The 23,428-nt window shown below is 60.6% G+C and carries 19 protein-coding genes; 9 read left to right on the forward strand and 10 right to left on the reverse strand.

Features of this window, described 5'->3' with window-relative positions:
* Positions 1-22 precede the first annotated feature (22 nt).
* Entirely contained in the window at positions 23-808 is a 786-nt protein-coding gene (locus PH558_RS24915; protein WP_095437887.1) for an SDR family NAD(P)-dependent oxidoreductase, read from the forward strand.
* Between the two features lie 12 nt (positions 809-820).
* Complete coding sequence (locus tag PH558_RS24920) at positions 821-2,212, forward strand: FAD-dependent oxidoreductase (RefSeq protein WP_285207131.1); 1,392 nt, start codon at positions 821-823, stop codon at positions 2,210-2,212.
* 36 nt (positions 2,213-2,248) lie between these two features.
* On the opposite strand, the gene PH558_RS24925 is transcribed toward PH558_RS24920, so the two are convergent.
* The 3 genes from PH558_RS24925 to PH558_RS24935 are packed head-to-tail and all read right to left on the reverse strand — an operon-like array spanning position 2,249 to position 4,653.
* Positions 2,249-2,584, reverse strand: coding sequence for a hypothetical protein (locus PH558_RS24925; protein ID WP_095437889.1), 336 nt, complete (start codon positions 2,582-2,584; stop codon positions 2,249-2,251).
* Positions 2,584-3,450, reverse strand: a complete 867-nt coding sequence (locus PH558_RS24930; protein ID WP_285207354.1) for a DUF6772 family protein — start codon at positions 3,448-3,450, stop codon at positions 2,584-2,586. The genes PH558_RS24925 and PH558_RS24930 overlap by 1 nt, the downstream gene beginning before the upstream one ends.
* Positions 3,451-3,507: 57 nt before the next feature.
* The gene (locus PH558_RS24935) at positions 3,508-4,653 is read right to left on the reverse strand and encodes a mandelate racemase/muconate lactonizing enzyme family protein (RefSeq protein ID WP_285207132.1); all 1,146 of its coding nucleotides are present in this window, start codon (positions 4,651-4,653) and stop codon (positions 3,508-3,510) included.
* Positions 4,654-4,792: 139 nt separating this feature from the next.
* Here PH558_RS24935 and PH558_RS24940 point away from each other — a divergent pair, with 139 nt between their 5' ends.
* The 7 genes from PH558_RS24940 (at position 4,793) to PH558_RS24970 (ending at position 12,567) form a co-directional block, all read left to right on the forward strand.
* Positions 4,793-5,551: a FadR/GntR family transcriptional regulator gene (locus PH558_RS24940; protein ID WP_095437891.1), complete on the forward strand. Its 759-nt coding sequence runs from the start codon at positions 4,793-4,795 to the stop codon at positions 5,549-5,551.
* On the forward strand, positions 5,548-6,336 hold the full coding sequence (locus PH558_RS24945; protein ID WP_285207133.1) for an SDR family NAD(P)-dependent oxidoreductase: 789 nt from the start codon (positions 5,548-5,550) through the stop codon (positions 6,334-6,336). The genes PH558_RS24940 and PH558_RS24945 overlap by 4 nt, the downstream gene beginning before the upstream one ends.
* Before the next feature lie 102 nt (positions 6,337-6,438).
* On the forward strand, positions 6,439-7,686 hold the full coding sequence (locus PH558_RS24950) for an ABC transporter substrate-binding protein (RefSeq protein ID WP_285207134.1): 1,248 nt from the start codon (positions 6,439-6,441) through the stop codon (positions 7,684-7,686).
* Positions 7,687-7,696: 10 nt separating this feature from the next.
* On the forward strand, positions 7,697-8,620 hold the full coding sequence (locus tag PH558_RS24955; protein ID WP_095437894.1) for a carbohydrate ABC transporter permease: 924 nt from the start codon (positions 7,697-7,699) through the stop codon (positions 8,618-8,620).
* A complete protein-coding gene (locus tag PH558_RS24960) occupies positions 8,617-9,465 on the forward strand; it encodes a carbohydrate ABC transporter permease (RefSeq protein WP_095437895.1) in 849 nt (282 codons plus the stop codon). The genes PH558_RS24955 and PH558_RS24960 overlap by 4 nt, the downstream gene beginning before the upstream one ends.
* A 13-nt stretch (positions 9,466-9,478) precedes the next feature.
* Positions 9,479-10,555 (forward strand): ABC transporter ATP-binding protein, encoded by a 1,077-nt coding sequence (locus tag PH558_RS24965; protein WP_285207135.1) that lies wholly within the window; start codon positions 9,479-9,481, stop codon positions 10,553-10,555.
* 869 nt (positions 10,556-11,424) lie between these two features.
* Positions 11,425-12,567 carry a polysaccharide biosynthesis/export family protein gene (locus PH558_RS24970; protein ID WP_095437897.1) on the forward strand — a complete coding sequence of 381 codons (1,143 nt, stop codon included), beginning with the start codon at positions 11,425-11,427 and terminating at the stop codon, positions 12,565-12,567.
* Between the two features lie 11 nt (positions 12,568-12,578).
* Here the strand turns inward: PH558_RS24970 and PH558_RS24975 are convergent, their stop codons facing one another.
* Genes PH558_RS24975 through tssG form a run of 7 tightly spaced genes read right to left on the reverse strand, consistent with a single transcriptional unit; the run spans position 12,579 to position 23,427 of the window.
* Positions 12,579-13,490: a protein kinase domain-containing protein gene (locus PH558_RS24975; RefSeq protein WP_285207136.1), complete on the reverse strand. Its 912-nt coding sequence runs from the start codon at positions 13,488-13,490 to the stop codon at positions 12,579-12,581.
* Positions 13,487-14,872, reverse strand: a complete 1,386-nt coding sequence (gene tagF / locus PH558_RS24980; RefSeq protein ID WP_285207137.1) for a type VI secretion system-associated protein TagF — start codon at positions 14,870-14,872, stop codon at positions 13,487-13,489. Before tagF ends, PH558_RS24975 begins: the two co-directional genes overlap by 4 nt.
* A gap of 10 nt (positions 14,873-14,882) precedes the next feature.
* Positions 14,883-18,365 (reverse strand): type VI secretion system membrane subunit TssM, encoded by a 3,483-nt coding sequence (tssM, locus tag PH558_RS24985; protein WP_285207141.1) that lies wholly within the window; start codon positions 18,363-18,365, stop codon positions 14,883-14,885.
* Positions 18,362-19,885, reverse strand: a complete 1,524-nt coding sequence (gene tssL / locus PH558_RS24990) for a type VI secretion system protein TssL, long form (RefSeq protein WP_285207142.1) — start codon at positions 19,883-19,885, stop codon at positions 18,362-18,364. Before tssL ends, tssM begins: the two co-directional genes overlap by 4 nt.
* Positions 19,882-21,222 carry a type VI secretion system baseplate subunit TssK gene (gene tssK / locus PH558_RS24995; protein ID WP_095437902.1) on the reverse strand — a complete coding sequence of 447 codons (1,341 nt, stop codon included), beginning with the start codon at positions 21,220-21,222 and terminating at the stop codon, positions 19,882-19,884. Before tssK ends, tssL begins: the two co-directional genes overlap by 4 nt.
* Positions 21,219-22,412: a type VI secretion system-associated FHA domain protein gene (locus PH558_RS25000; protein WP_285207144.1), complete on the reverse strand. Its 1,194-nt coding sequence runs from the start codon at positions 22,410-22,412 to the stop codon at positions 21,219-21,221. Before PH558_RS25000 ends, tssK begins: the two co-directional genes overlap by 4 nt.
* Positions 22,402-23,427, reverse strand: a complete 1,026-nt coding sequence (gene tssG / locus PH558_RS25005; protein WP_285207149.1) for a type VI secretion system baseplate subunit TssG — start codon at positions 23,425-23,427, stop codon at positions 22,402-22,404. The genes PH558_RS25000 and tssG overlap by 11 nt, the downstream gene beginning before the upstream one ends.
* Between the last annotated feature and the right edge of the window lies 1 nt (position 23,428).

A 23,428-nucleotide genomic window follows, 5' to 3' on the forward strand; every position in this document is an offset into this window, starting at 1 on the left:
CTGACACGCAAGGACATCGCTAATGTCTCCGAATTACTCCGTCTTCGCAGATGACGCTTTCGCTGGAAAAACGGTACTCGTCACCGGCGCTGCCAGCGGCATGGGGCTGGAAACGTCACGTGCCTTTGCCTCCAAAAGTGCGGAAGTCGTCATGGCCGATCGCGATAAGGAAGGTCTCGAACGGCATTCCCGCGAATTGCTGGATGGTGGCGCGAATGTGCATGCGGTGCCGGTCGATATCTCCGACCAGGCGAGCATTGGCAAGCTCTTTGACTACTGCGACACCAATCTCGCCAGGCTGGACAACGTGGTCACTTGCGCAGCGATCATTACGGCGAAACGGATGTTCGAACAGGACTGGGTGCATTGGCAGAAGGTGCTGAACATCAATCTGCTCGGAACCTTCTTTACCGTTCAGGCAGGCGTCAAACGCATGCTTGATAACCCGGACGGTGGAAACATCGTCTGCGTTGCGTCCGACGCCGGTGTTCATGGGGGAGGTGGGTTAATCGCCGATACGGCTTACGCGGCCTCGAAAGCTGCCACGCTTTCGATGGTCAAATCGGTCGCTCGCGAGCTTGCCGGCAAGAAGGTTCGCATCAATAGCCTCAACCCGGGGCCGACGGATTCGCCGATGCATTCGCATATCGACCAGTCACTGAAGGACCGGATTGCCGGGAACCTCCCGATGCGCCGCATGGGCAGGCCGGACGACATGGCAGCTGGCATCATGTTTCTCTGCTCCGATGCGGCAAGCTTCGTCTATGGCGCTGCGCTCGACGTCGATGGCGGCTCGATGTTCCGCTAGGGAGGATATACGATGACGGAGACAAAGCGGCGTTATTCCTATGCGGCCGATATTCCTGAGTACGATGACGTCGACGTTCTCGTCGTCGGTGGCGGACCGTCGGGCCTATCAGCTGCTGTTGCTGCTGCGCGTCTCGGCGTAAAGGTCCGGCTCGTCGAACGCTACGGCTTTCTCGGCGGCAATCTCACCGCAGGGCTCGTCGGACCCTGCATGACCTCTTACTCGCTCGACGGCAGTCAGCAGCTGATCCGCGGCATCTACGAGGAATTCGTGCACCGGATGATGGCCCTCGGCGGCGCGATGCACCCGAGCACCATCCCCGCCGGGTCGGCTTATTGCGGCTTTATCGTCTATGGTCACGACAAGGTCACGCCCTTCGAACCCGAAGCGGCGAAGGTGGTGGCACAGCGCATGTGCGTCGAGGCAGGGGTGGATCTTCTGCTGCATACGATGGCCGTTGATGCGATCGTCGATCATGAGGCGGGAAATCCGAGAGTGCTCGGCGTTGTCTGCGCCGGTAAAGGCGGGCTGAAGGCGGCCCGATCGAGGGTCGTGGTCGATTGCTCTGCTGACGGGGATGTTGCGCATTTTGCCGGCGTCCATACGCGGCATGGCCGCGACAGCGACGGACTCGCGCAGCCGCAGACCCTGTTCTTCCGGGTACAGAATGTCGATGACCAGGTGGTTGAGGACTATGTGCGCTCCCACCCTGACGACTACCGCCCATTCGCCTCGATCGTTGCAAAGGCGACGGCCGAGGGACGGTTTCCTGCGCCCCGGCGCGGCATCGGGCTCTACAAGACGATGGAGCCTGGTGTCTGGCGTATCAACACCGGCCGCGTGCTTCGCCGCAACGGAGCGGACGCGCAGGAGCTTACGCTTGCCGAGATGGAGGGCCGTGAGCAGACGGTGGCGCTTCTCGATTTCTTCCGCAACAATCTGCCGGGTTTCGAAAATGTCGAGCTCAGGGACACGGCGACGCAGATCGGCGTGCGCGAGACCCGGCGCATCGAGGGTGATTACGAGCTGACGCTCGAAGACCTGCGCAGTGGTCGTGCCTTCGATGATGTGGTCGCCCTGTGTGGTTATCCGCTCGACATTCATGATCCGACGGGATCGGGCGGCGGCACTGGCGGCGATGCACCGGCGACCGCAAACGCCTACCAAATTCCTTACCGCATGATGGTACCTCGTCATCACGAGGGTCTGCTGGTGTCCGGCCGGGCGGTCTCGGCGACGCATGAAGCTTTGAGCGCCATCAGGGTTATGCCGCCCTGCTTCGCGCTGGGCCAGGCGGCAGGCGTGGGCGCGGCGCTCTCGATCGGCAACCGGGCTAGCCCGCGGCACGTGGACTATGCCGATCTCAGGAGAGAACTCCTGGCGCAAGGCGCCTATCTCGGCTGATAGCAGCTTCGCCTGGGCGATTGCACCGCAGCTCGCTCAAGCCTTCAGGTGCAGCGTTAAAAGGACGGTGCATTCGGCGCCGTCTTCGAAACGAGCGGCGACGCGGAGCCAGTTACCGAAATGGGCGATGCGGGCCGCCGCAAGGCCGTCGATCTCCGATGGCATGTCGAATTCCGTCCCTTCGCGAACCCAGCGCATTCCGTCGGGCGAGATCTCGACGAAAGCCTTGCCCGGCCGACCAATGGGCGCCTTGAGCGCACGCAGGAAAAACACCGCCTCGCGCGCCCAGCCCGCTTCGTAGGGTTCGCTCGCCGCTTCGCCGCTCCAGCGCTCGTTTCGGGCAATGATGGCGGTAATATTTTCGGGCAGCATCAGAAGTCCCCTGAAATGCAGACGGAATCAACATAGAGAAAGGCGCGCTTGGCCGCGTCTGTTTCCGCGAACATGCAAAAATTGAGCATACACCAGAGATTTTTCATGGCTGGAATGCGGATGGAATCGAAGCCGGACAGATCGAAGCGGCGATCGTTGCACTGAAAGTCGGTGGCTTTCATCGTGGCCAGATCGAAGTCGAAGCGCAGATAGCTCCAGTTCACCTTGGTCGGGATCTCATTGTAACAGAGCCGCTGGTCTCCGCCGGGCAGGTCCAGCCATCCCTCAGGCGCAAGGTGGTAATGGCTGACGGTCTTCTCTTCATTGCCAATCGGCTTCAAGGCTGTGGTCTCGCGCTTGTACTGCCACTTCTGGATATGTCTGCCATTCTCGGCATTGAGAAAACGAAGGTGCGGCATGACGCGTTCGCCGTCGCCATCCCGGTCACCACATTGCAGATCGAACAGGAAACCGACCGAGCGAACATCGGTCTCGGAAAGCTTCAGCTCCGTCGCCTCTGGCTTGAACGTGAAGAACACTTCAAAGCGGATAGGCCCGCGAGCGCGAAACGTGTGGCGCTTTATTGCGACATTCTGGGCGCCCGGCTTCGGCTTCGTGGCGATCTTCAGCGCATAGGACGAATCCATGCCGCCATGCGAACCGGCGTCCCAATGGCCAAGCGTCGAAAGCATTGCGCTCGAGTGCTGGGCATAACCGGGCAGCATCGAATCCAGCGTATCCTCGTAATTGCCGACAAGTTGCGACCAGCCGCAGTGGCCGCGCGCGAAATCGTCGAACGATACGATGCGTGGCAAGGGATCGAAGCGGCTGAGCGCCGGGTCTGCACGTAGCATGGCAAGCCGCATCGCCTCGGTCATCTCGGCCGCCGTCGGAAAAGTGGATGTGGCCATTGTTTCAGGTCCTCACTGGATGCGGAGCCGCTTGACGGCGTCCCAATCGATTTCGATGCCGAGGCCCGGCCCGGAAGGGACATCGAGCGTCCCGTTCTTCTGGCGCAGGCAGCCCGGTGCGAGATTTGCGAGATCACGCTTGAAGGGGCTGAGATCGCATTCGCATTCCATCAGCAGGAAGTTTGGCATCGCCGCTGCCAGATGAATGCTGGCCGTCTCGCAGATGATGCCGGACATACCGATATGCGGTGCATAAGCGACATCGTGCAGGCTGGCAAAGTCCGCCATCCGCCTCGTTTCGCTGATCCCGCCGGCGCGCGCGACATCCGGCTGCAATATCGACAGCGTGCGGTTTGCCACGAGGCGCTGCACCTGATCGGCGGTGAAATTGCTCTCGCCGGCTGCGAGCGGCACGTCGCAGCGTTTGCGAAGTTCCTCGTAGCCCAGTTCGTTTTCAGGCGCGAGCGGCTCCTCGAACCAGAAATAGCCATTGGCCGAAAGCGCCCGGCCGACTTCGACGGCCTCGTCCAGCGTATAGGCCCAGTTGGCATCGACGCAGAGGGCAAGGTCGTCCCCGGCGCGCTTTCTCAATCTCTCGATCCGGCGGCACGCCTCCTTGACGGGTTTTGCCATCTTCACCTTGATGCGTGGGAAACCTTCGCCCGTATAGCGTTCGAGCTCCCGGTCGGCTTCGGCATCCTCCACCCAGTTGATGGCTGCGGCATAGACATCGATCCGCTCGCGGCCGATACCGCCCAGAAGCTTGGCGACCGGCAGGCCTGCAGATTTTCCGAGAATGTCCCAGAGCGCGATGTCGACACCTGCAATCGCCTCGATCAGCATCCCGCCGGCGCGTCCTGAAAGAGCGCGGCGCATGGATTGCCACAGCGCACCGATATTGCGCGCGTCTTGCCCGACGAGCCTGGGCTTCAGCGAAGTGTCGATCAGGTCCGCATAGGCTTTGGGGGAAAACCGCGCCAGCGTCTCGCCGACGCCGACGATGCCGTCCGCGGTGCGGACTTCCACCAGCACAATCGACACCTGATTGTAGGTGCCCCACGAGGTGACGGTCGGCTTTGGCAGCGTCTGCGTCAGGGGATGGGCGATCACATCGGTAATGCGGATCGCGCTGGTCATGCCGATGTTCCCGTCGTCCATTGGCCTGCTCGCTTGATGTTTTTCTAGCCGCTTCCGGCTGTCTCTGTTAGTTCTAGCCACAGATCTTCATCTTGGCAACTGATAAACCTAGTTGCTAAGTTGGAGACTGAATGATAGCGTTGAGGTCGATGAGGACAAAATGACAGAAAACCAGGGACGGAAAACCGTGTTTGCTGCCAAGCCAGCCAGCCCCTCGCGCCTTGCGGATGGCGTTTCCGACGCGATCGCGGCCGCACTTTTCGATGGCCGTATCTCACCCGGCGAGCCGTTGCCGCCGGAAGGCGAGATCGCAAAGGAGTTCGGGGTATCAAAGCCGATCGCCCGCGAAGCGCTACGGCAGCTGACGGCGGCTGGCCTGATCTTCACGCAGCAGGGCAAGGTCGCCCGGGCAAAGACGCTGAGCGGCGAGCCGATGGACAAGATCTATGGCTACGCAGTCCGCTCCAGCCTGAAGCGGCTGCAGGAGGCCAATGAGATGCGCCGCGTCGTGGAGACCGGCATTGCGCGTCTAGCCGCCGAGCGGCGCGACGCCGATGGCCTGTCCGCCATGCGCCAGGGCCTTACCCAGATGTCGGCTTCGCTTCTCGATCCGGCCGGCTTTACGGACGCCGATATTCTCTTTCATCTCGGTCTTGCCATGGCGACCGGCAACTTCATGATCCGGGTGCAGATGGAAGGCATGCGCTCCGTTCAGCGGGAAGTGTCCGAGCTGTTCTCGCGGCGCGCCAACCGCAGCGATGCCGACTGGCGTGCCACGATCGCCCGCCACCAGGCGATCTATGATGCGATCGCGGCCGGTGACGCCAATCTTGCCGAGGAGAAAATCCGGGCGCATTTCGACGCCGCGGATATCGCTTCGCTCGAGGTCGCCGACAAGCTTTCGGGTGATCCGGCATGACGGCGGCGCGCTTCTCCCTGGCGAAGAGACGCGCGCTGGTGACGGGCGCTAGTTCGGGCATCGGGCAGGCCGTCGCGCTCGGCCTTGCTCAGCACGGCGCCGAGGTCGTCCTGCACCACTTCGGCAATGCGGAGGGTGCGCGGAAAACCGCGGCTGAAATCGGCGGCAATGTGCCGATCCTGGAGGCGGATTTCACAATGCCCGGCGCGGCGGAAGCTCTTGCAGAAAAGGCGCTGCGTGACTGCGGCCCGATCGACATCCTGATCGCCAATGCGGCAATCGAGCGGCGCATGCCATGGACGGATGTCGATATGGCGCAGATCACCCAGCATATGACCGCGAATTTCGCGACGCTGATTTCGCTCGCCGGCAAACTGGTTCCGCTGATGGCCGAACGTGGCTGGGGACGGGTGGTCGCGACGGGCAGCGTCATGGCTGCAAGGCCACGTGCCGAGACGCTCGTCTACGCCTCGCTAAAAGCGGCGCAGCTGACGGCTGTCCAGGCAATTGCGCGCGATGTCGGTTCCAATGGAGTGACGCTCAATGTCGTCTCCCCTGGGGCGATCGAGATCGAGGCGAATGCAGAGCGCTATGGCGATGCCGCGTTTCGCAAGGCGGTTGCCGCCAAGATTCCCGTCGGCCGGCATGGTCAGCCGGAGGATCTGGTCGGAGCATTCGTCTTTCTGTGCAGCGATGCCGCAAGCTACATTACCGGCGCCAACATTCCCGTCGACGGAGGATGGTCGATTGGCGATGCACCCGGTTCGCTTCCGGGGACGGCATGAGGAGAGAAAAGACAAGCAGGCAGAACGCTCTGCCGCGGCAGTCCGGCCTTTGAAACCAATCGCCCGGACAGCCTGACAACCCATTGACCAAGGGAGGAAACCATGAAGGCCGCACTAGCAGGTATTGCCGCATCTGCACTGACACTGTTGCTGACGACGACCGCGGCATTCGCGACCGATCTGCGCATGACCGTGTGGACGGGTAACGACGCGCATCTGAAGATGCTGAACGGCATCGCCGAAGGCTTCAAGAAAACCCACCCCGACGTCAATGTCCGGTTCGAGACCGTGCCGGTCAACGACTATACCCAGAAGCTCACCTTCCAGATCGCCGGCGGCAACGCGCCCGATATCGCCTGGATGATGGAAGACGCAGCGCCTGCCTTCGAAAACGCCAACCTTTTGATGGATCTCGGCCCCACCCTCAAGGCGACCGAAGGCTATGATTTTGCCGACTTCTCCGAGCCGGCCATGGGGCTCTGGCAGAAGGACGAAACGGTCTACGGCATTCCGTTTTCGACGTCACCCTTCCTGATCTACTACAACAAGGACATGTTCGACAAAGCCGGCATCGAGGATCCCGAACAGCTTTATGCCAAGGGCGAGTGGAACATGGACAAGTTCCAGGAAGTCGCCAAGAAGCTTGCCCAGGCCAACCCGGGCAAATGGGGCTTCGAGTTCAAGGACGGCGAAGGCTATGCCTCGCGCATGACCCACGCCTTCCTGCCGCCGATCCGCGCCTATGGCGGCGACATCTGGTCCAACAAGCAGTGCGGCTTCGATAAACCGGAAGCCGTCAAGGCGATCAAGCAGCTGCATGACATGGTCTTCAAGGACAAGTCGATCGTGCCGCCCGGTGAGCAGGGCGACTATTTCTCCGGCAATTCGGCGATGACGATCAACCAGATCTCGCGCGCATCGAAGATGCCGGAAGCCGGCTTCAAGTGGGGTCTGGCACCGCTGCCGGCAGGGCCAGCGGGTGAATCTCCTGTTATCGGGCAGGCCGGTCTCGTTGTCTTCGCCTCGGGCAAGAACACCGAGATTGCCGCGCAGTTCGTCGCCTACATGACCAACAAGGAGAACGTCGCCACGATGGCACAGTTCTTCCCGCCGGCGCGCAAGAGCGTTCTCGCCAGCGATGCTTTCGTCAACAGCAACAAGCTCGTCTCGGCCCAGCAGATGAAGTACGTGGCGGACGCCATCGCCAAGGGTCGTGTCCACCCCGCGCATGAAAAGGCGCCGCAGATCCAGGCGGCAATGGCGCCGCGTGTCGACGCGCTGTGGAAGTCCGATGCCGATGTGGATGCCGCCGTCAAGGGCATCTGCGCGGCGATTCAACCCCTGCTCTAAGCGACAGATCATGACCGAGATAGCAAGCGGCACGAAGCAAAGCGGGGAGCGGCCTTGGCTCACGCTGAAGATTAGGGAGACGATGGAGGCGTGGCTGTTCGTCAGCCCCACTCTTATAGGCTTCCTCATCTTCTTCCTGGGGCCGCTCTGCGCCGTCGTCTACTATTCGATGACGGAATGGAACCTGCTCACCCAGCAGGCGACGTTCGTCGGGCTGCAGAACTTTCAGAACGCACTGGTAGAAAACCCGGATTTCTGGCATGTCGTGCGAAACTCCGTCATCTTCGCTCTGGGGCTGGTACCGCTCAACATGGCGCTTGCCCTAGCGCTCGCTCTAGCACTTTCGCGCCCCTTCTTCGGCGTCGTGTTCTTCCGCACCGTCTTCTTTGCCCCCGTCATCACCTCGGCGATCGCCTGGGCGATCGTCTGGAAATTCATCCTCCAGGGGGAGGGGGGCTTCATCAATCAGGTGCTGGCGTTGGTCGGCATCACGGGGCCGAACTGGCTGCGCGAGCCGAACTGGGCGATGGCGGCCGTGATCGTCACCCGCGTCATCAAGATGGTCGGCCTGAACATGATCCTCTACATCGCCGCCCTGCAGGCCATCCCGCGTGATTACGAAGAAGCTGCCCTCTTGGAGGGTGCTTCGCGCTGGCAGGTCTTCCGCATGATCACCTGGCCGCTGCTAGCGCCTGCGACGCTGGTCATCATGGTCATCACCACGATCGGCTCGTTCAAGGTCTTCGACCACATCTACCAGATGACTGGCGGTGGGCCTGAAAATGGGACGCTCGTCCTTGCATTCTACATCTATCAGCAGGGCTTCAAGTTCTTCAATGTCGGCTATGCCTCGGCGCTGGCGCTGATCATGTTCGTCATCGTCATGGTCTTGACGCTGCTTCAGGTAATACTGAGACGGAAGGGATCGGCATGACGACGACGCGCCGCCCGATTGTCATCCTCTACCGTGTCTGCTGGACGCTCGCGCTCCTAGTCGCGGCGGTTCCCTTCGTCTTCCCGTTCATCTGGATGATCTCGGCCGGCTTCAAGAGCGTGACCGAAATCTTCGGCGCTCCGACGCTCATTCCAAGTGTCTGGCGCTGGCAGAACTATATCGAGGTTTTCACCTATCAGCCCTTCGCCCGCCAGTATTTCAATTCGCTCTATATCGCGATCGTCGTCACCAGCCTTACCCTTCTGATCTCTTCGCTGGCCGGCTATGCGCTTGCCCGCCTGCGTTTTGCCGGCGCTGGCCTGCTGATGCTGTTCCTTGTCTCAGCGCTTATGGTTCCCGAGGAGGTGACCATCATTCCGAACTTCTTCCTGATGCGCTGGTTGGGTCTCGTCGACACGCACTGGCCGCTCATCCTGCTGCCGACCTTCGGCCCGCAGGGCGTGATGGCGACCTTCCTGATGCGGCAATACTTCCTGGCGCTGCCGAAGGAACTGGAAGAAGCGGGCAAGATGGACGGTCTTAGCCGTTTCGGCATCTGGTGGCAGGTCGCCCTGCCGATGTCACGGCCGGCGCTTGCCGCCGTTGCAATCATCACTTTTCTGCATTCCTGGAACCTGTTCCTCGAGCCGCTGATCTTCGTCAGTTCGCTCAAGATGTTCACCTTGCCGCTCGCGCTCTCGAATTTCAACGACAGCTATGGACTTCCGCTCTGGAACCTTCAGCTCGCCGCAACCAGCCTGGCCGTGGTGCCGATCCTGATCGTCTATCTGATCGCCCAACGCCAGATCATCGAAAGCTTCGCGCTGTCAGGCGTGAAAGGATGAGAAAGCACCTCGTATGACCAGTCTCTCGCTCAAGGGAATTGAAAAGCGCTTCGGCTCTGTCGACGTAATCCGTGGCGTCGATCTCTATATCCGCGATGGCGAGTTCGTCGTCTTCGTTGGCCCGTCCGGCTGCGGCAAATCCACGCTGCTTCGGCTGATCTCTGGCCTGGAACATATCAGCGATGGCGAGCTGCGGATCGGCGAACGCCTGGTCAACGAAGTTCAGCCCGCTCAACGCGGCGTCGCGATGGTCTTCCAGTCCTACGCGCTTTATCCGCATCTCACCGTTCGCGAAAATATGGGCTTCGGCCTGAAGGTACGGAAAGTAGCGGCCGAGGAACGGCAGCGCCGCGTGAACGATGTTGCAGCGACCCTGAAGCTCGAAGCGCTGCTCGACCGTTATCCCCGCGAGCTTTCGGGCGGCCAGCGCCAGCGGGTCGCGATAGGCCGTGCGATTGTCGGCGAACCCGACGTCTTCCTGTTCGACGAGCCGTTGTCGAACCTCGATGCCGAATTGCGGGTCCATATGCGCTCTGAGATCGCCGGGCTGCACAAGCGTCTGTCGACGACGATGATCTATGTTACCCACGACCAGGTCGAGGCCATGACTCTTGCCGACAAGATCGTTGTCCTTCGCGACGGCCGCATCGAACAGGTCGGTTCGCCGCGCGACCTATACGAACACCCCGCCAACATTTTCGTGGCTCAGTTCATCGGCAGCCCGAAGATGAACATCGTGCCAGCAGCGAATGCCCAGCTTCTCGTGAAGCATGTCTCTCTTTCCAGCAACGCAGCGCAGATCGGGGTTCGGCCAGAACACCTGAAGATCGTCAATAACGACGATACCTCAGCCAAGGCCACCGTGACGCTGTGCGAATACACGGGGGCTACGACACTGATGCACGTGATTTTGGAGGATAAGACCCCATGCCTCGTTCTCTGCGATGATCACCGGGGGATCGGGCCCGGCGACACAGTCCGCATTAAAGCTGATCCAGACAAGCTTCACTTTTTCGGGGCAGACGGTCGAACCGTAGAAAAGGATTGGGCTGCCCACAGTCTACCAGAAGAAGGTCGCTCACTTGATTGAGCATGCGACTGTCGCATGAACCTAAGGGATATCACTATCCATGCGTCTGCTTAATATCAGTATTACCGCTCGGCGATATGAAAGATATTTGAGTCGCGGCTCAAGCAGCGCGGCTATCGAAGCCTGACGGTCAACGCCTGTCGTGCCAGGAAAAACCGCCGCAAGGTCTTCGCGCTGTGCTTGACCGGGCCATCGCTGCCATACTCGGTAAGGCTCCGCCGCGGTAGTCTCTGCTCGTGGAGAACACGTCAATCTTACGGGCGGAATCTCGCTGGCCAAAGCCTTAGCTTAGTATTTCGCCCCGCCTGCAGACGATCCTAAGTGTCATATCGTGAGTCTTTGCCAGCTGCCGCTTCAAAAGGGCTTCATTTCAGCCGAGGCCGGGTGGTTTATAAGTTCTCGGAAACACACAGTTTCCCGTAAAGGTGGCATTCCGGCTCGAATCCCATCAACCGCAAAAAGCGATCAGGTCAACGACATCCCTTGGTAGCAGGCGCTCTCAAGACCGTAATGAGAGGAATACAGCAATGATCAGCACTTCAGATGTTACCAATACGCGAAAAACGATACCCGGCCGATTGGAAAATCCGACCGATTGAGCGGCTGGGCTGCCCATCCGCATAAGCGACGCTCACGTGATTTTTGAAATTCGATTCGTTCTGGCGATTCATATTTCAGGCGCGCAGGAGCCCTGAATTCGGCTGCCACGAGAGCGTTAGAGAGGTGCTGAACTGCCCTTCGGTTGCCATTTGGACACAATGGTAAACAACCGAACTGTCACAATTCACTATTTGTTAGGTCCGGATATTGCCTCCCGCCTTCTGGTTGATATTTCTGCCTTGCTTCTAACATCCGAAGGAGATTCCGGAATGCGGAAATGGGCGGCGATTTTACCCTTGGTTGTCCTCAGCGCCTGCGCAGGGCCGTCCGATGGACCGAGCGCCCTCAATATCCGCAATGCAAGGATGCCCGACACGCAGCGGCAGATTCCGGTCGTGCCGCTCTCGGAGGCTCCGATGGGTGCTCAGGTTGCCGCACCGTCCTATGCCGCGACGGATCAGGGGTTGGCCAGCCTGCGCTCGGGCGGCTTTTCGGATGCGCGCCTGCGTCCGGGCGACGTGTTCGACGTCACGGTGCTGGATACGGGAGAGGATGGATTGCTGTCCGCCACCCAAAGCAAGTCCCTCAATCTCGGTCGCTTCACCGTCGATTCCCGCGGCTTCGTCACCATGCCCTATGTCGGCAAACAGCGCGTCATCGATTCCACGCCGGAAGGGCTGCAGTCGAAGATCGTCACCGCCCTCAAAGGCTCCTCGGTCAACCCTCAGGCCGTGGTCACGGTCGTCGACAAGCCGTCCAGTGCCGTAACGGTCGATGGCAAGGTCCGTTCTGCCGGCCGCTTCCCGTTGACCGCCCGGGGGGAGCGGGTGCTTGATGTTCTTGCGCTTGCCGGCGGCGCATCGTCTGCGCCGGCCAACACGACGGTGACGCTGACGCGCGGTTCGCAAAGAGCAAGCGCGCCGCTGGATCGCATCCTCCAGGATAGCAAGCAGAACGTGCGCCTCCTGCCTGGCGATCAGCTATTCGTCAGTGGCTCGTTGCAGACCTTCACGGCACTCGGCGCCTTCAAGAGCGTCGGCGAGTTCCCACTTGAACCTGGCCAGACCACCTTGGCGCAGGCGCTTGCCCGCGCCGGCGGCCTGCTCGATGACCGCGCGGACTCCCGCAACTTCTATCTTTTCCGAAACCAGAAGATCTATTCGCAGGCTGCGTCGAGCCAAGCCAAGAGCGCCGGTGCGCCGACTGTCGTTTCAATCAAGCCAGTCATCTACAGCGTCAATCTTAAGCAAGTCTCAAATTTCGTGCTGATGCAGCAGTTCAAGATGCAGGATGGCGACACGATCTTCGCCAGCAATGCAGACACCGTCGATTTTGCCAAGCTGTTGACCGTCTATCAGAAGAGCGCGCCGACCGCTGCCGCCCCGCTGCCGGGCAGTTCATCGTCGAACTGACGGGGTTCGAACTAGACTGTTTCTATCACAGCAAGAGCCGCCAATGCGTTTGGCGGCCTTCGGGATGGAGCAGGGTCTGCTAGATGTTGAGCGGCCGCCCTTATTGCGGCGATCGATTGCTCGGCCGGGTCGCAATGTTGCAGAAGCAGGTTGATGACGCGTCCGGCCGAAAAGAGGTCGGCGCTGAATTGCATGGCGGCATCGGCTGAAACTTCTGGCGCGGTGAAGCCTGGTGTTACCGCTTTGGCAATATCGAGATCGCTGTATCGGCTTCCACATTCTACCGTTGTCCCGAAATCGGCGATTTTCAGCTGATTGAGATCGCCATTTCGAAGCAGAAGATTGGCCGGCGAAATATCTCCGTGGACATAACCGGCGTGATGGATCGCGCTCAGTCCGGCGAGCAGGGATTTCGCCGCCGCCCTGACATCCGCCTCCGACAGAGAAACTTCCGCCAATCGTTGAGACAAGGACGGCCCAATCCATTCCATAATGAGCGCCGGGCGTCCATCGGGCAGGCGGATGGCACACTGAGTAGAGGCAAGGTCGTTGCAGCGTAGCGCCATGCCGATGCTTGCTTCACGCAGCAGTAAGGCTTTGGCGGTTGCCTCATTCGCCCGATCCGGCGGGATGGTTTTCATGGCATAAAAGGTGCCGAGATCGCGATGGCGCAACCGACTGATTTCCGTCCGGCCGTTGCGGTGAACAATCGCTTCGACAAGAAAGGTGTTTCCGATGAAAACCGTTTCACCCTCGGGAAGCGACGGCAGGCGTCGGTCCAATGCATCGCGCAATCGATCGATCAGAAGATCGCGCGTCATCTTCGGTCGCTCGACGTTGCCATCATGGGTGAGGAGATGCAGCAGCTCAGCAAAGCTGGCCGCAATCCTTTTGATACCCTCGTCGTTGGTATCGCCACTCATGTCGCGCCGATGACGATCGCGCTGACATTCTCGCGGCAATTGGCGATGAGTGCTTCCTGGACCAGCGCCGCGGCCGCTTGTTCCAGCGGCGTCTCGATCAGGATTTCGGCGATGACGCGATCGGTCAGCGTGCGCGAAAGCGGACCGCTTGCAAGCAGGAGCCTGTCGCCGCGTTGAAGCTGGTCGCCAACGGCTTCCGAGACGAATTGATCCTTCAGGCCCAAAGCTCGGCCAAGTGTGCGCCGCAATCCTATGTCGATATGGTCATGGGTCAACAGCCGCATCATCCCGTCGCGAAGCAGATAGCAGCGTGCATCTCCTGCCCATATCGCCACAAACTCGCTATCCAGCAAGGCTGCGGTCACGACGCTGGCGACAGGAGGCTCGCGTTCGGCGGTGGCAGCCTTGGCGCGTAGGATCGCATGGGCATGGCTGAGCTTGCTCTTGATATCCTGTACCAGCGGCTGCAGCGCTTCACGTTGCGGAATACCGGCAAGGATTCCCGTCGTTATTCTTGCCGCCTCGATGGCGCCGATGCCATCGCCGACACCATCCGCTATTGCGAAGATATGCGGTGCGGCGCTTATAAGAAGTGCATCGGCATTCAATGAGAGACGTGTTCCGGCATGGCTGGCATGGCTATACGCTATCGCAAAATCTGACGGTCCAGTCTTCGCCGTTTGCGGCGCTTCGATTGCGGCGACGGCAGCAGAGTATATATCCGGCTCGACGCTGACAGGGATTTTCGGGGCTTCTACCGTGACGAGCTTGACGAAATCCTGTGCGGTGGGAGCGGCTGCAGTGCGGAATCCTTTACCTTGGCGCGTGCCGGGATTGATACGCCACCAAAGCGAGCCCGGTGCGGGAGCATTGCTCATTGCGGCGGACTGCATCACGGTCGATTGCTTGTCGATGAATGGCGGGCGAAGCCGCTTGATGCCCTCGACGAAACGTTGCATCTCGAAATCGGCCTTGTCGGAGGTCTCCGCCAGGGCTTCGGCAGCGGTAAACCAATTATCGTCTTCGCACAGATCACGCAACTGTCCGGAGAAGCGCTGCAATTGAGCGGCGATAATCAGAGGAAAACTTCGGCCGACGCGGTCACGGCTGGGCAGAAGGACGCCTGCGACAGCAGATGGCGCCCAGACGCCCTTCCCGACGACGAAGCGCCAGGCGGTCGTCGCATGAAACAGCCGGCGCCAATCCGATCCCAATGTTGCTTCCAGTGCGATCAAGCCATTGTGAACCCATCGGTCGAGTTCGCTCTGGAGACGCGAGCCGAGCGCGGCGGAAACGAAATCTCCATGCGTCGGCAACTTTCCGAAAAAGCCGATCGTGTCGGCTTGCATCGGCGATTGAGTGCGGGCGAGCGGTTCGTTCATCGGCGGACCGTCAGAATTGCGCCGGGCAGCTGAAATCGGACAATGCCTGCAGCCGGAAGGGGTTGAGCACGGAACCGAACTGCACGTCGAATTCCGCCGTCTGGCCCTTGTCTTCAAATCGAGCCCGGAAAAGGTCGGGGGCCTGGACCGTTACCTTGGCGGCATCGAACAGGCGGAAGGGCGACCAGTCGCCGGTCTGTGTGATGGCCGGTTGCAGATCTCCCGGGAAAAATCTGACATTGGACTGATTCACTGCGCCAGCGGGTGGCCAGGCAATGGATTTTGGCACTATTTGTCCATGATTATAAAGGACATGCTCGCCGACGATATCAACCATCACTGAATTGGCATTGTCCGACAACGAAACGGGCTTGATATTGATCGATATCGAGGGTTTCTCACTGCCGGCCGGAAAGAAGGCATGCTCGATCTTGCTGGCATTTTCGAACTGCGCGATTGCCTGGCTCGGAATGCTGTCGCCGCCGAACGTACCACGCCAGCCCCAAGGCTGAGCGCTCGTGTCGACAAATGCATCCAGCCGGTTCTTGAAGAAAGACTGGAACAGGCCTTGCGGTCCGAACAATCGGATGAAATCCGCCATGGCGATGTCCTGGCTGGATTTCCGGTCGAACGGGTAGCGACCGGTAACGATGCGAGCGCAGAGATCGGCGCCTTCCGCAGCCCATAGATCGTTGATGCGGGCGCGGGCCGTCTTGACCGCCAGCGAGCCGATATCGGCGGCAACTGCCACCATCCATGCATCGGCGGGCGCCGGCAGCCCGCGAGCCTGCTGCAGCAAGTCCTGATTGGCATTGGCGAGTTGGCCGCCGGCGTCGAAGACGCGTGCCACTTCTGCTGTCGAGTTCGCTGCGCGCGACAATTGGCCGTAGATATTCTGGAGGATCGGCTGGAGACCTTGGATCTGGGAGCGCGGCTTATCGCTGGCATTGGCGTTGCCGTCCTGGGATGCCGGTTGCGCATTGGCGGCATTCGCCTCGAGCGCGGCCCGCAACGGACCGTAAGGATCGGGCGCGCTGACCGTGCCTGTGGTGGCAGCCGTCAGTGCTGCGTCCGGAACATCGTCAACCGAGGCAATTTCGGCACCTGCGACAGGGCGCAGGTCGGTGGCGGCTGCTATGGATTTCAACGCCATCTCCACCGGGCTTGGATTGGCCGCCAGGATGCGCGCCGTCTCGGTCGCATCGGCAAGGTTGCTCGACGGGCGCACCTGAAGATCGGCCAGCAACGAAGACCATTGCTGCTGGAATGCGTCGAAATAAAGCTGCAGCGTCGCCTGGGAAATCGCGTCCGCGGTCATTGTCGAAGGAGCCGCTCCGCCGTCACCGCGGACCCATTGTTCCTTGAGCGCTTCCGAGGCTGCAGTCGCAACCATCGGCAGCACCACGTCACGATAACCTTTGCCTGTGAAAATTCCCGGAATGCCCTCCCGCAGCGTTGATTTAGATTTGCGTTGGAAAATCTGGGCTCCGAGCGGGCCCAATGCGTCGGTAGGGAGCCAGGGATCAAGCTGGCGAGCCTGCCGGGAATGGATGAGGATATCATAGGCTCGGGCTGCAAGACTTTGCGAGTGGATCGTTTCCCGTGCCTTGGCAATCAGGGCATTGTCAAGCTCGATTGCGGGCAGGCTGCCCGCTGCCATGGCCTCTACGTGGGCAGCCAGCGCTTTGCGCGTGGCCGAGCGCCCTTCACCGGGGTAAAGTGCTGCAAACATGTCTTCCGATTGCTGCGAGACGAAATCCCTGTCGGACGGCCCCAATCCACCCAGCATGCCGTACAGTTTCAAGGCGTCGAAAGTCTTCTGAACGTCCGATGTCTGCTTGAGCTCATTTTGAACTCCAACGAGCATGCGAGGCAGAAGCAACGCATTCAAGGCACGCTGATAGGCTCCGCGCTGGCGGCTGGCGATCTTATCCCCCTGGTCGAGGCCGAAACTCGTCGGCCAGACGCGTGCCTCATCGAAGCCGTTGGTGACCGAACGCAGATTGTCGAGCGCCGGCAGGATCCGCAGAAAATCCGCATCGGTGACATCGCGCACCTGAATGCCGCTGGCGAGCTTCTCATAATTGTCGATCCGCCGCTCTGCTGCCGCGATCGCGCGCGAGTTCTGAAAATATGTTGCCGTCCAGCCGGTGAAGACGATTGCCAGCGCGATGGCGGCTGCGCCATAAGCGATCCGTCTGATCATGGCTTGCCGGCCCGAAAGGCGCCTGTCGCGGGCGACCAGCGACGCCTCGCCGAAGATGACCTCCTTGAACAGACGCGACAGGAAATAGCTGCGCCGGGTGCGCGGAGTATCCGTCTCGCGGCTCTGCGTGCCGGAGGCGAAATAGACACCGCGAACAAGGGGGGATTCGATAAGGTTGGAAGAGGCGCAAAGCTCCGTCAACAGCTCCTGCAGGCGCTCTCCCAATGAGGCAAGCTCTGCGGGAAAGCGGAAGATACGGCCGCGAACCTCGATATTCGGCTCCTGCTGCAGGCGCTCGATCAACATGGCATCGACCCGCTGCTGCAACAGCGCGAACTCTTCCATGAAACGCTCGGGTAGGTTCTCGCCCTTATAGCTCTCGTCGAGATCGAAAGTCGTGCCCCAGATCTGCTCGCGGTCGGTCTTGGCAAGACCGTCGAAGAACTCGACAAAGCCGGTCAAGAGATCGGCCTTCGTCAGGACGACATAAACAGGCACGCGCGCATGCAGGAACTCGTCGAGCTCCGACAGGCGTTTGCGGATGGAGCGCACCTCTTCGAGCTGTGCCTCATGATCGCGGCTGAGAAGATCGCCGATCGAGAGCGTGACGAGCGCGCCGTTGATCGGCTGCGAGCGGCGGTACTTGCGCAACAGTCCGAGAAAGCCTTCCCATCCGGCCTTGGACGCACCATTCAAATCGTCCTGCGTGGTATAGCGGCCAGCGGTGTCGATCAGGATCGCCTCGTCGGCAAACCACCAATTGCAGTTGCGGGTGCCGCCGGCGCCCTGCACGGAATTGCTGCCCATGGCATCGCCAAGTGGGAACTTCAGCCCCGAATTGGTCAGCGCCGTCGTCTTTCCCGATCCCGGCGCGCCGAAGATGACATACCAGGGCAGTTCGTAGATATAGCCGAAACGCTTCTTGCTGATACGGCGCAGAAGGAGCAGGGCTTCTTTCAGACGGCTATGAATTTCGCCCACTTCCGCCTGTTGGCTGGCGGCATCGTCGGCAATACCTTCTACGAGCGCCTTGTCCCTTTTGCGCGCGCGTAGGGTCGTGACCAGCATATAGATCAGCCAACCCGCTATGATAACGCCGATCGCGATCATGCGGGTGGTTGTGCTCGACAGCGGCTTGAAACTGCCATAGCCGGCCATGGAACCATAGAACCAGATGACGACGCAGATCGCCACGACCCAGATCAGCGAGATGAAGCGCTGGCCGAGAAGACCGGCATAGGCCGAGACATAGGAGCGAAGCGTATAAAATGCGCCAAGCGGATTCATCGGGCTCCTCCCGTCCTCGCAGATGTCGCCGGTGCATTCGCACTTGGCGTTTGCGGCGTTGCTTGCGGATTAAGGGCGGCATCGCCGAGGCGTTGTGTCGGATCGGTCAGCACCAGGATCTCCGTCCGGCGGTTAGCCTCGCGTCCTTCCGCCGTGTCGTTGCTTGCGAGCGGATCGCTGTCCGCGCGCCCCTCGGTCAGGATGGCATCTTTGCCGGTATAGGCAGCAAGGACATCGCCGACGGCGCGGGCGCGGGCCTCGGAAAGGTGCCAGTTCGACGGGAACTGAGCTGTGCGGATCGGCACATTATCGGTATAACCGACGACGACTGCGCGGAATTTTTCCGAAGCCAACGCTCCGCCGATACGCTGAAGGAGATCGCGGAATTTATCGCTGACTTCGGCGCTGCCCGTGTCGAACAGGCCGGAATTGTTGATGCGCACCAGCAGCCTGCCATTGGAATTCGATAGCGTGACCAGCTTGCGGTCGACTTCCGGCTGCAGGAAGGCGAGCAGATTGTCCAGCGGCGTCGGTTGCGCCTTGACCGGAGGCGGTGTCTCCGGCTGCTTCCTCACAGGCGGCGGCGTTTGTGCGACTTCTTTCGGCTTGGGCGCGTCGATCAGAACGCTCGGCATATCGCGCGGCGGCAGATTGGCCAGGCGCTCGAAGGTGGCGTCGGAGGCGTTGTTGAGCGACAGCGTGAAGAACATGTAGCCGAGCGCAAACAGAAGCGCGAGGACGGAAAGGATCGTCCAAAGCGCGATAGCCGTGCGCAACGGCTTGTGGCGCGCCGAAACGCCGCGCCAATGCGGCGATAGCTCGCGTTCGAAAACGCCATATTGGCCCAGCAAGGTCTTATAGAGGCTGTCACGGATGCGCCCGAGTTCGAGCGATCCGCGCGGCGAAACGCGCGTGCGGCCTTCGAAGGCGAGCGACAGGCAGAGATAGATGAGGAGAAGCAGGTCCTTGTTGGTGCCGGGACTCTGCTGGAAATGATCGAGCAGATCGAAGACTCGATCGCCGCCGGTTACGTCCATGTGGAAGGTCGAGACAAGGCCGGATCGCGCCCAGCCGGCGCGCACGCCCCAAGGCTTGCTTAAAACGACATCGTCGATCGTCGCACAGATGACATAGTGCGCCGCGCGTGCCCGTTCCGGGCTGATGCGCGCGCTCGCAAGATCGCGCTCGTAACGCCCGACCGCGTCGATCGTCACACGCCTGAGTTCGGCAATGTCGGGCTGTTCTTCGGTGTTGCGCAGGCTGTGAGCGAGATTGAGCAATGGTGCGGCCGAGCGCACGATGGTCGGAACATCATCGCCGCCGAAGCGAAAGCCGCGGATCAAGGCATCGACGGACCAGCCGCCGGCTGCATTGTCCGATTTGCCGTTCGGCTGCTTATCCAGCTCTTCATCGAGAATATCGACCATCTTGCGGGCGGCTTCGTTCTTGCGCGCGCCGTCCTCGGTCAGCTCGATGATCGTCGGCAGCTCGTGCCAGGGTGTTGAGCGCGGTGTGTTCATTCTCTGAGAGCCCACAGTTCCATCTCCAGGCCAGGAAAGTCGCCCGCAAGATGCAGCGCGATCGCACCGGAGGTATCAAGCTGTTTCCAAAGCGGATTTTTCGTATCGAGTTCAAAGTAGATTGTGCCTGACCGATATGGCAGCTGCCGTGGCAATACAGGAAGCGGACGAACGGGAATGCCGGGCAGCGCGACATTGACGAGTTCGGCAATCCGCTCCACAGGCCCAATCTTGATCTGCGCGGGCAGCTTGCGTCGCACGTCCTCGGCCGACATCTCGGCGCGAACGGCAAGCACAAAGCCCGCATCCCTGAGCAACGAGCGGTCGTTGATGGTCCCGACGCGCACGTCGTGACGCCGTTCGATGAGTTCGATTGCAACGGCTGCTTGCTCAAGCACTGCGGAAAGAGACGCGCGCAGATCGTTGAACACAGCGGCAAATGTCGCCTTTAGATCGTCATGGCGATAGGGCGGGAAATCGGTCGCCCGCTTGCGATCAGTTGTGAACGTGGCGAGTTCGCCTGCTAGCTGGATGCACTCCTCGTAGAAGATGATCGGATGCATCCGCGAAGCATTCGCCGCGATATGCCGCAGCATCGGATCGGTACGATTGAGAATATGCAGCAGAAAATAATCGCCGACCTCGGCAGTCCCACGCACCGTCGGGTCACCGATGCGCTCGGCGATCGCTTCGGCCCGATGCCGTACGATTCCGAGCAGTTCGGTAATGAGCTCATTCAAACGTGCTTCGGCCGCGCAATTCAGCGATGGGGCGATGTAATCCGAATCGAGAATGACCGAACGGTCCGAGCGAACCTCGATGATGCGTGCAAGGCCAATCAGGTCGTATCCAGCGAGTTCGTCGCCGGTTTTCAGGTAGCGCAGATTCAGACGGCCGACATCGATCGGCGCCATGAAGTCTGTCTCCAAATTCGCATCCGGCGCCTCATATTGCGAGGCGGTGATGCGCACGCTATTGCGCGTGGCGCTGCCATTCATGGCGACGTCGGCTCTTCCAGGCTGACGCGACGGCAGAGCAAGATAAACAACGGCGTTCTTTGTGGAGTCGTCGAGCTCCAGCGGCGCAGGCAGATCCGCATCAACAGGCGCCTCGAATGGCGTGCCGTCGGGCAGGATGCCGCGCAGGTTCGACAAAGCAAACTGGCCGATCGCGAGCGCGCTGCGATCGATGCCGATTTCTGCAATACCCCAGGGGTAGGGCGCGAGCCCCCGCGCGGTCGTGCGAACCAGTCGTTCCGTCCAGCGGTCGGCCTGCTGAAAATGCTGCACGCGAAGGAACATGCCCTCGCTCCAAGCCACGCGATTTTCGTTCTTCATCGGGTGTTGCCCGTCCTCTCTGCCAAACTGGTGGTATCGTCTTCGTCGCGATCATTGACGGAGGCACTGAACGCCTCGGCCAGCAGATCGCGGACCGAAATGTTCTTGCCGCCCTTTTCGAACTGGGCCCGATAAGCCTTCCAATAATCGCCATTGCCACGCCAAAGAGCCTTGCGCTGGGAGGCATCGACGCGCGCCTCGATCATGCGCGGCTCGAACATGCGGTTGGCCTCGCGAAGAAGGTTTTCAAGACCTGAATTGAGAGCGGCTTGCCTGGAAATGAGCGATCGAAGCCGTTCGGCAAGCCGCTCCGTGCGTTCGCGGCTGAACAGTGAAGCGGACGCATCGACCCGGCTGTCCTCAATTCCGAAGATGGAGGTTTCGTCGTCGAGCGTTTGCTCCAAGGTCGAGATGAGCGCTTCAAGCTGGCGCAACGGGTCGAATTGCAGTGCGAAAGTCGTATCCTCCGCGCCTTGATCCGTCCCGTCGGCAATTCGCGCATCATTGGCCGGGACGATCGTCTTGGCAGTCTCAACCGTCTCGGAACCGGAACTGCGGGCAACAGCGACGGAGATATGGGTTGCCGCGCCATGTTCCAGTTGGCTGCCCAGATCGAAGTCCGAATTCCAATCATCCGGAAGTATCGGCTTGATGCCGTTGACATCGGGCGGGCCGTTCCATCCGATATCGACGTTCCTGCTTGGCGACTTGCCCTTTTTTGACGATTGCGGAAGTGCGGTTATCCAATCGTCACCGGGCCGCTGGCCGAGCACGCCAGTCGCCGTGCCGCCGCCAGGCGCGATGTCAGCAAGGATCGACGAGATCGTCATGGTTTCATCGCTGAGACGCAGGTCGTCTGCCGGATCCTCGATATCGCGGTCGGCTTCCCCGGTGATGACGACATTGAAGGCGATATTGCCGAATGCGATCCTGGATTTATCGGCCAGCCGTGCCGTCTCGCCTTCCAGAATGGTAACGCCATCCACGCGGGTCCCGTTGGCGCTCCGGTCGCGCAGGAGGAAGCCGGCACGAACGCGTTCGATCACGCAGTGAACCTTCGAGATCGACCGCTGCTGATCGGTAATCTGCCAATCGCAATCCGGCGACCGCCCGAGCGTGCGCTTGCCACGCTCGAAGAACCATCCTTTGCTGGAACCTTCTCCAGATGTTTGCCGTAGTTCAAGCCGCATGGAGGTCTCCTCGGTCGGATTGTCCTTGCGCCTTACGTGGCTCCGCGACGATAGCATCGCCGCTATCGCGGTCTGCCGCGGCAACGCGTGCCCAGCTGTTCCATCCAAGCCTCGGCGGGTCACCGCTTTCGCCGAGCCGGCAGAAGGGGATATACTCCTTCTTCAGAACCACTTGAATGTCGAACTCGAGCGAGGGATCGACATAAAGCCGCGTCAGGGCAAACAGCGCATCGATATTGGCGCTGCCCGGGGACAGAGATCGGTAATCCTCATAGTCGACAGGCCCGACAACGACACGGAAGCTGCCGCCGAAATCATGGATTGCAGTACCCGCCATTGAGTTGATGCCGAGCTGTATGCCATGCGGCGGCCCCATGCGGCTGCGCTCGCTTTCGGGAATGGTAAGCCATCTGCCCTTGAACAATTCGATCGCGACCGGCAGCCCGCTGAACTCCTGCAGCATGGCCTGCAGGTTGACCGCATTGCGGGTCCGTGCCGCAAAGAAACCGGAAAATCTGAGGACCAGCTCGTCGTCGGGGCGAACCTTTTCCTTCAGCCGCGCCGTGCCGAAGCCCGCCAGCGAGAACAGCGTCTTGATGAAGGCATTGCCGTTCCTGTCCGGGCTCCATCGCAGCCGCCGAGCAAGGCGATATTTCTCGCTTGCATCGACGAAGAGCTCGGCGAGGCGGCTTGTGAAGAGATCGAAGAAGCTCGAGAGGCCATGAGCCCGATTGCGCTGTTCGCGGATGACCAGCTCGTTGTAACTTGGGGGCATTGCGCCAAGCGGGCCGAGCAAGCCAGCCATGCTGGCCTTGACCGATCCTGTCGCGCCCTTCCTCTTGAAGTCGCTGACAGCGAGCGGAACCGGCGAAACGCCGACGGGTGAGGACACTGTCAAATGATCGCCAGCTGCGTGCTGGGCAACGCGAAACGCCGTCGACGGTTCGAAGCGACCGGGGTCGCGTTCGAGCAGCGCAGCAAGCATTTCGCTATCACTTGGCCGGAACTGGTCCATC

Source organism: Rhizobium pantanalense (assembly GCF_030182525.1).
Classification (GTDB): domain Bacteria; phylum Pseudomonadota; class Alphaproteobacteria; order Rhizobiales; family Rhizobiaceae; genus Rhizobium.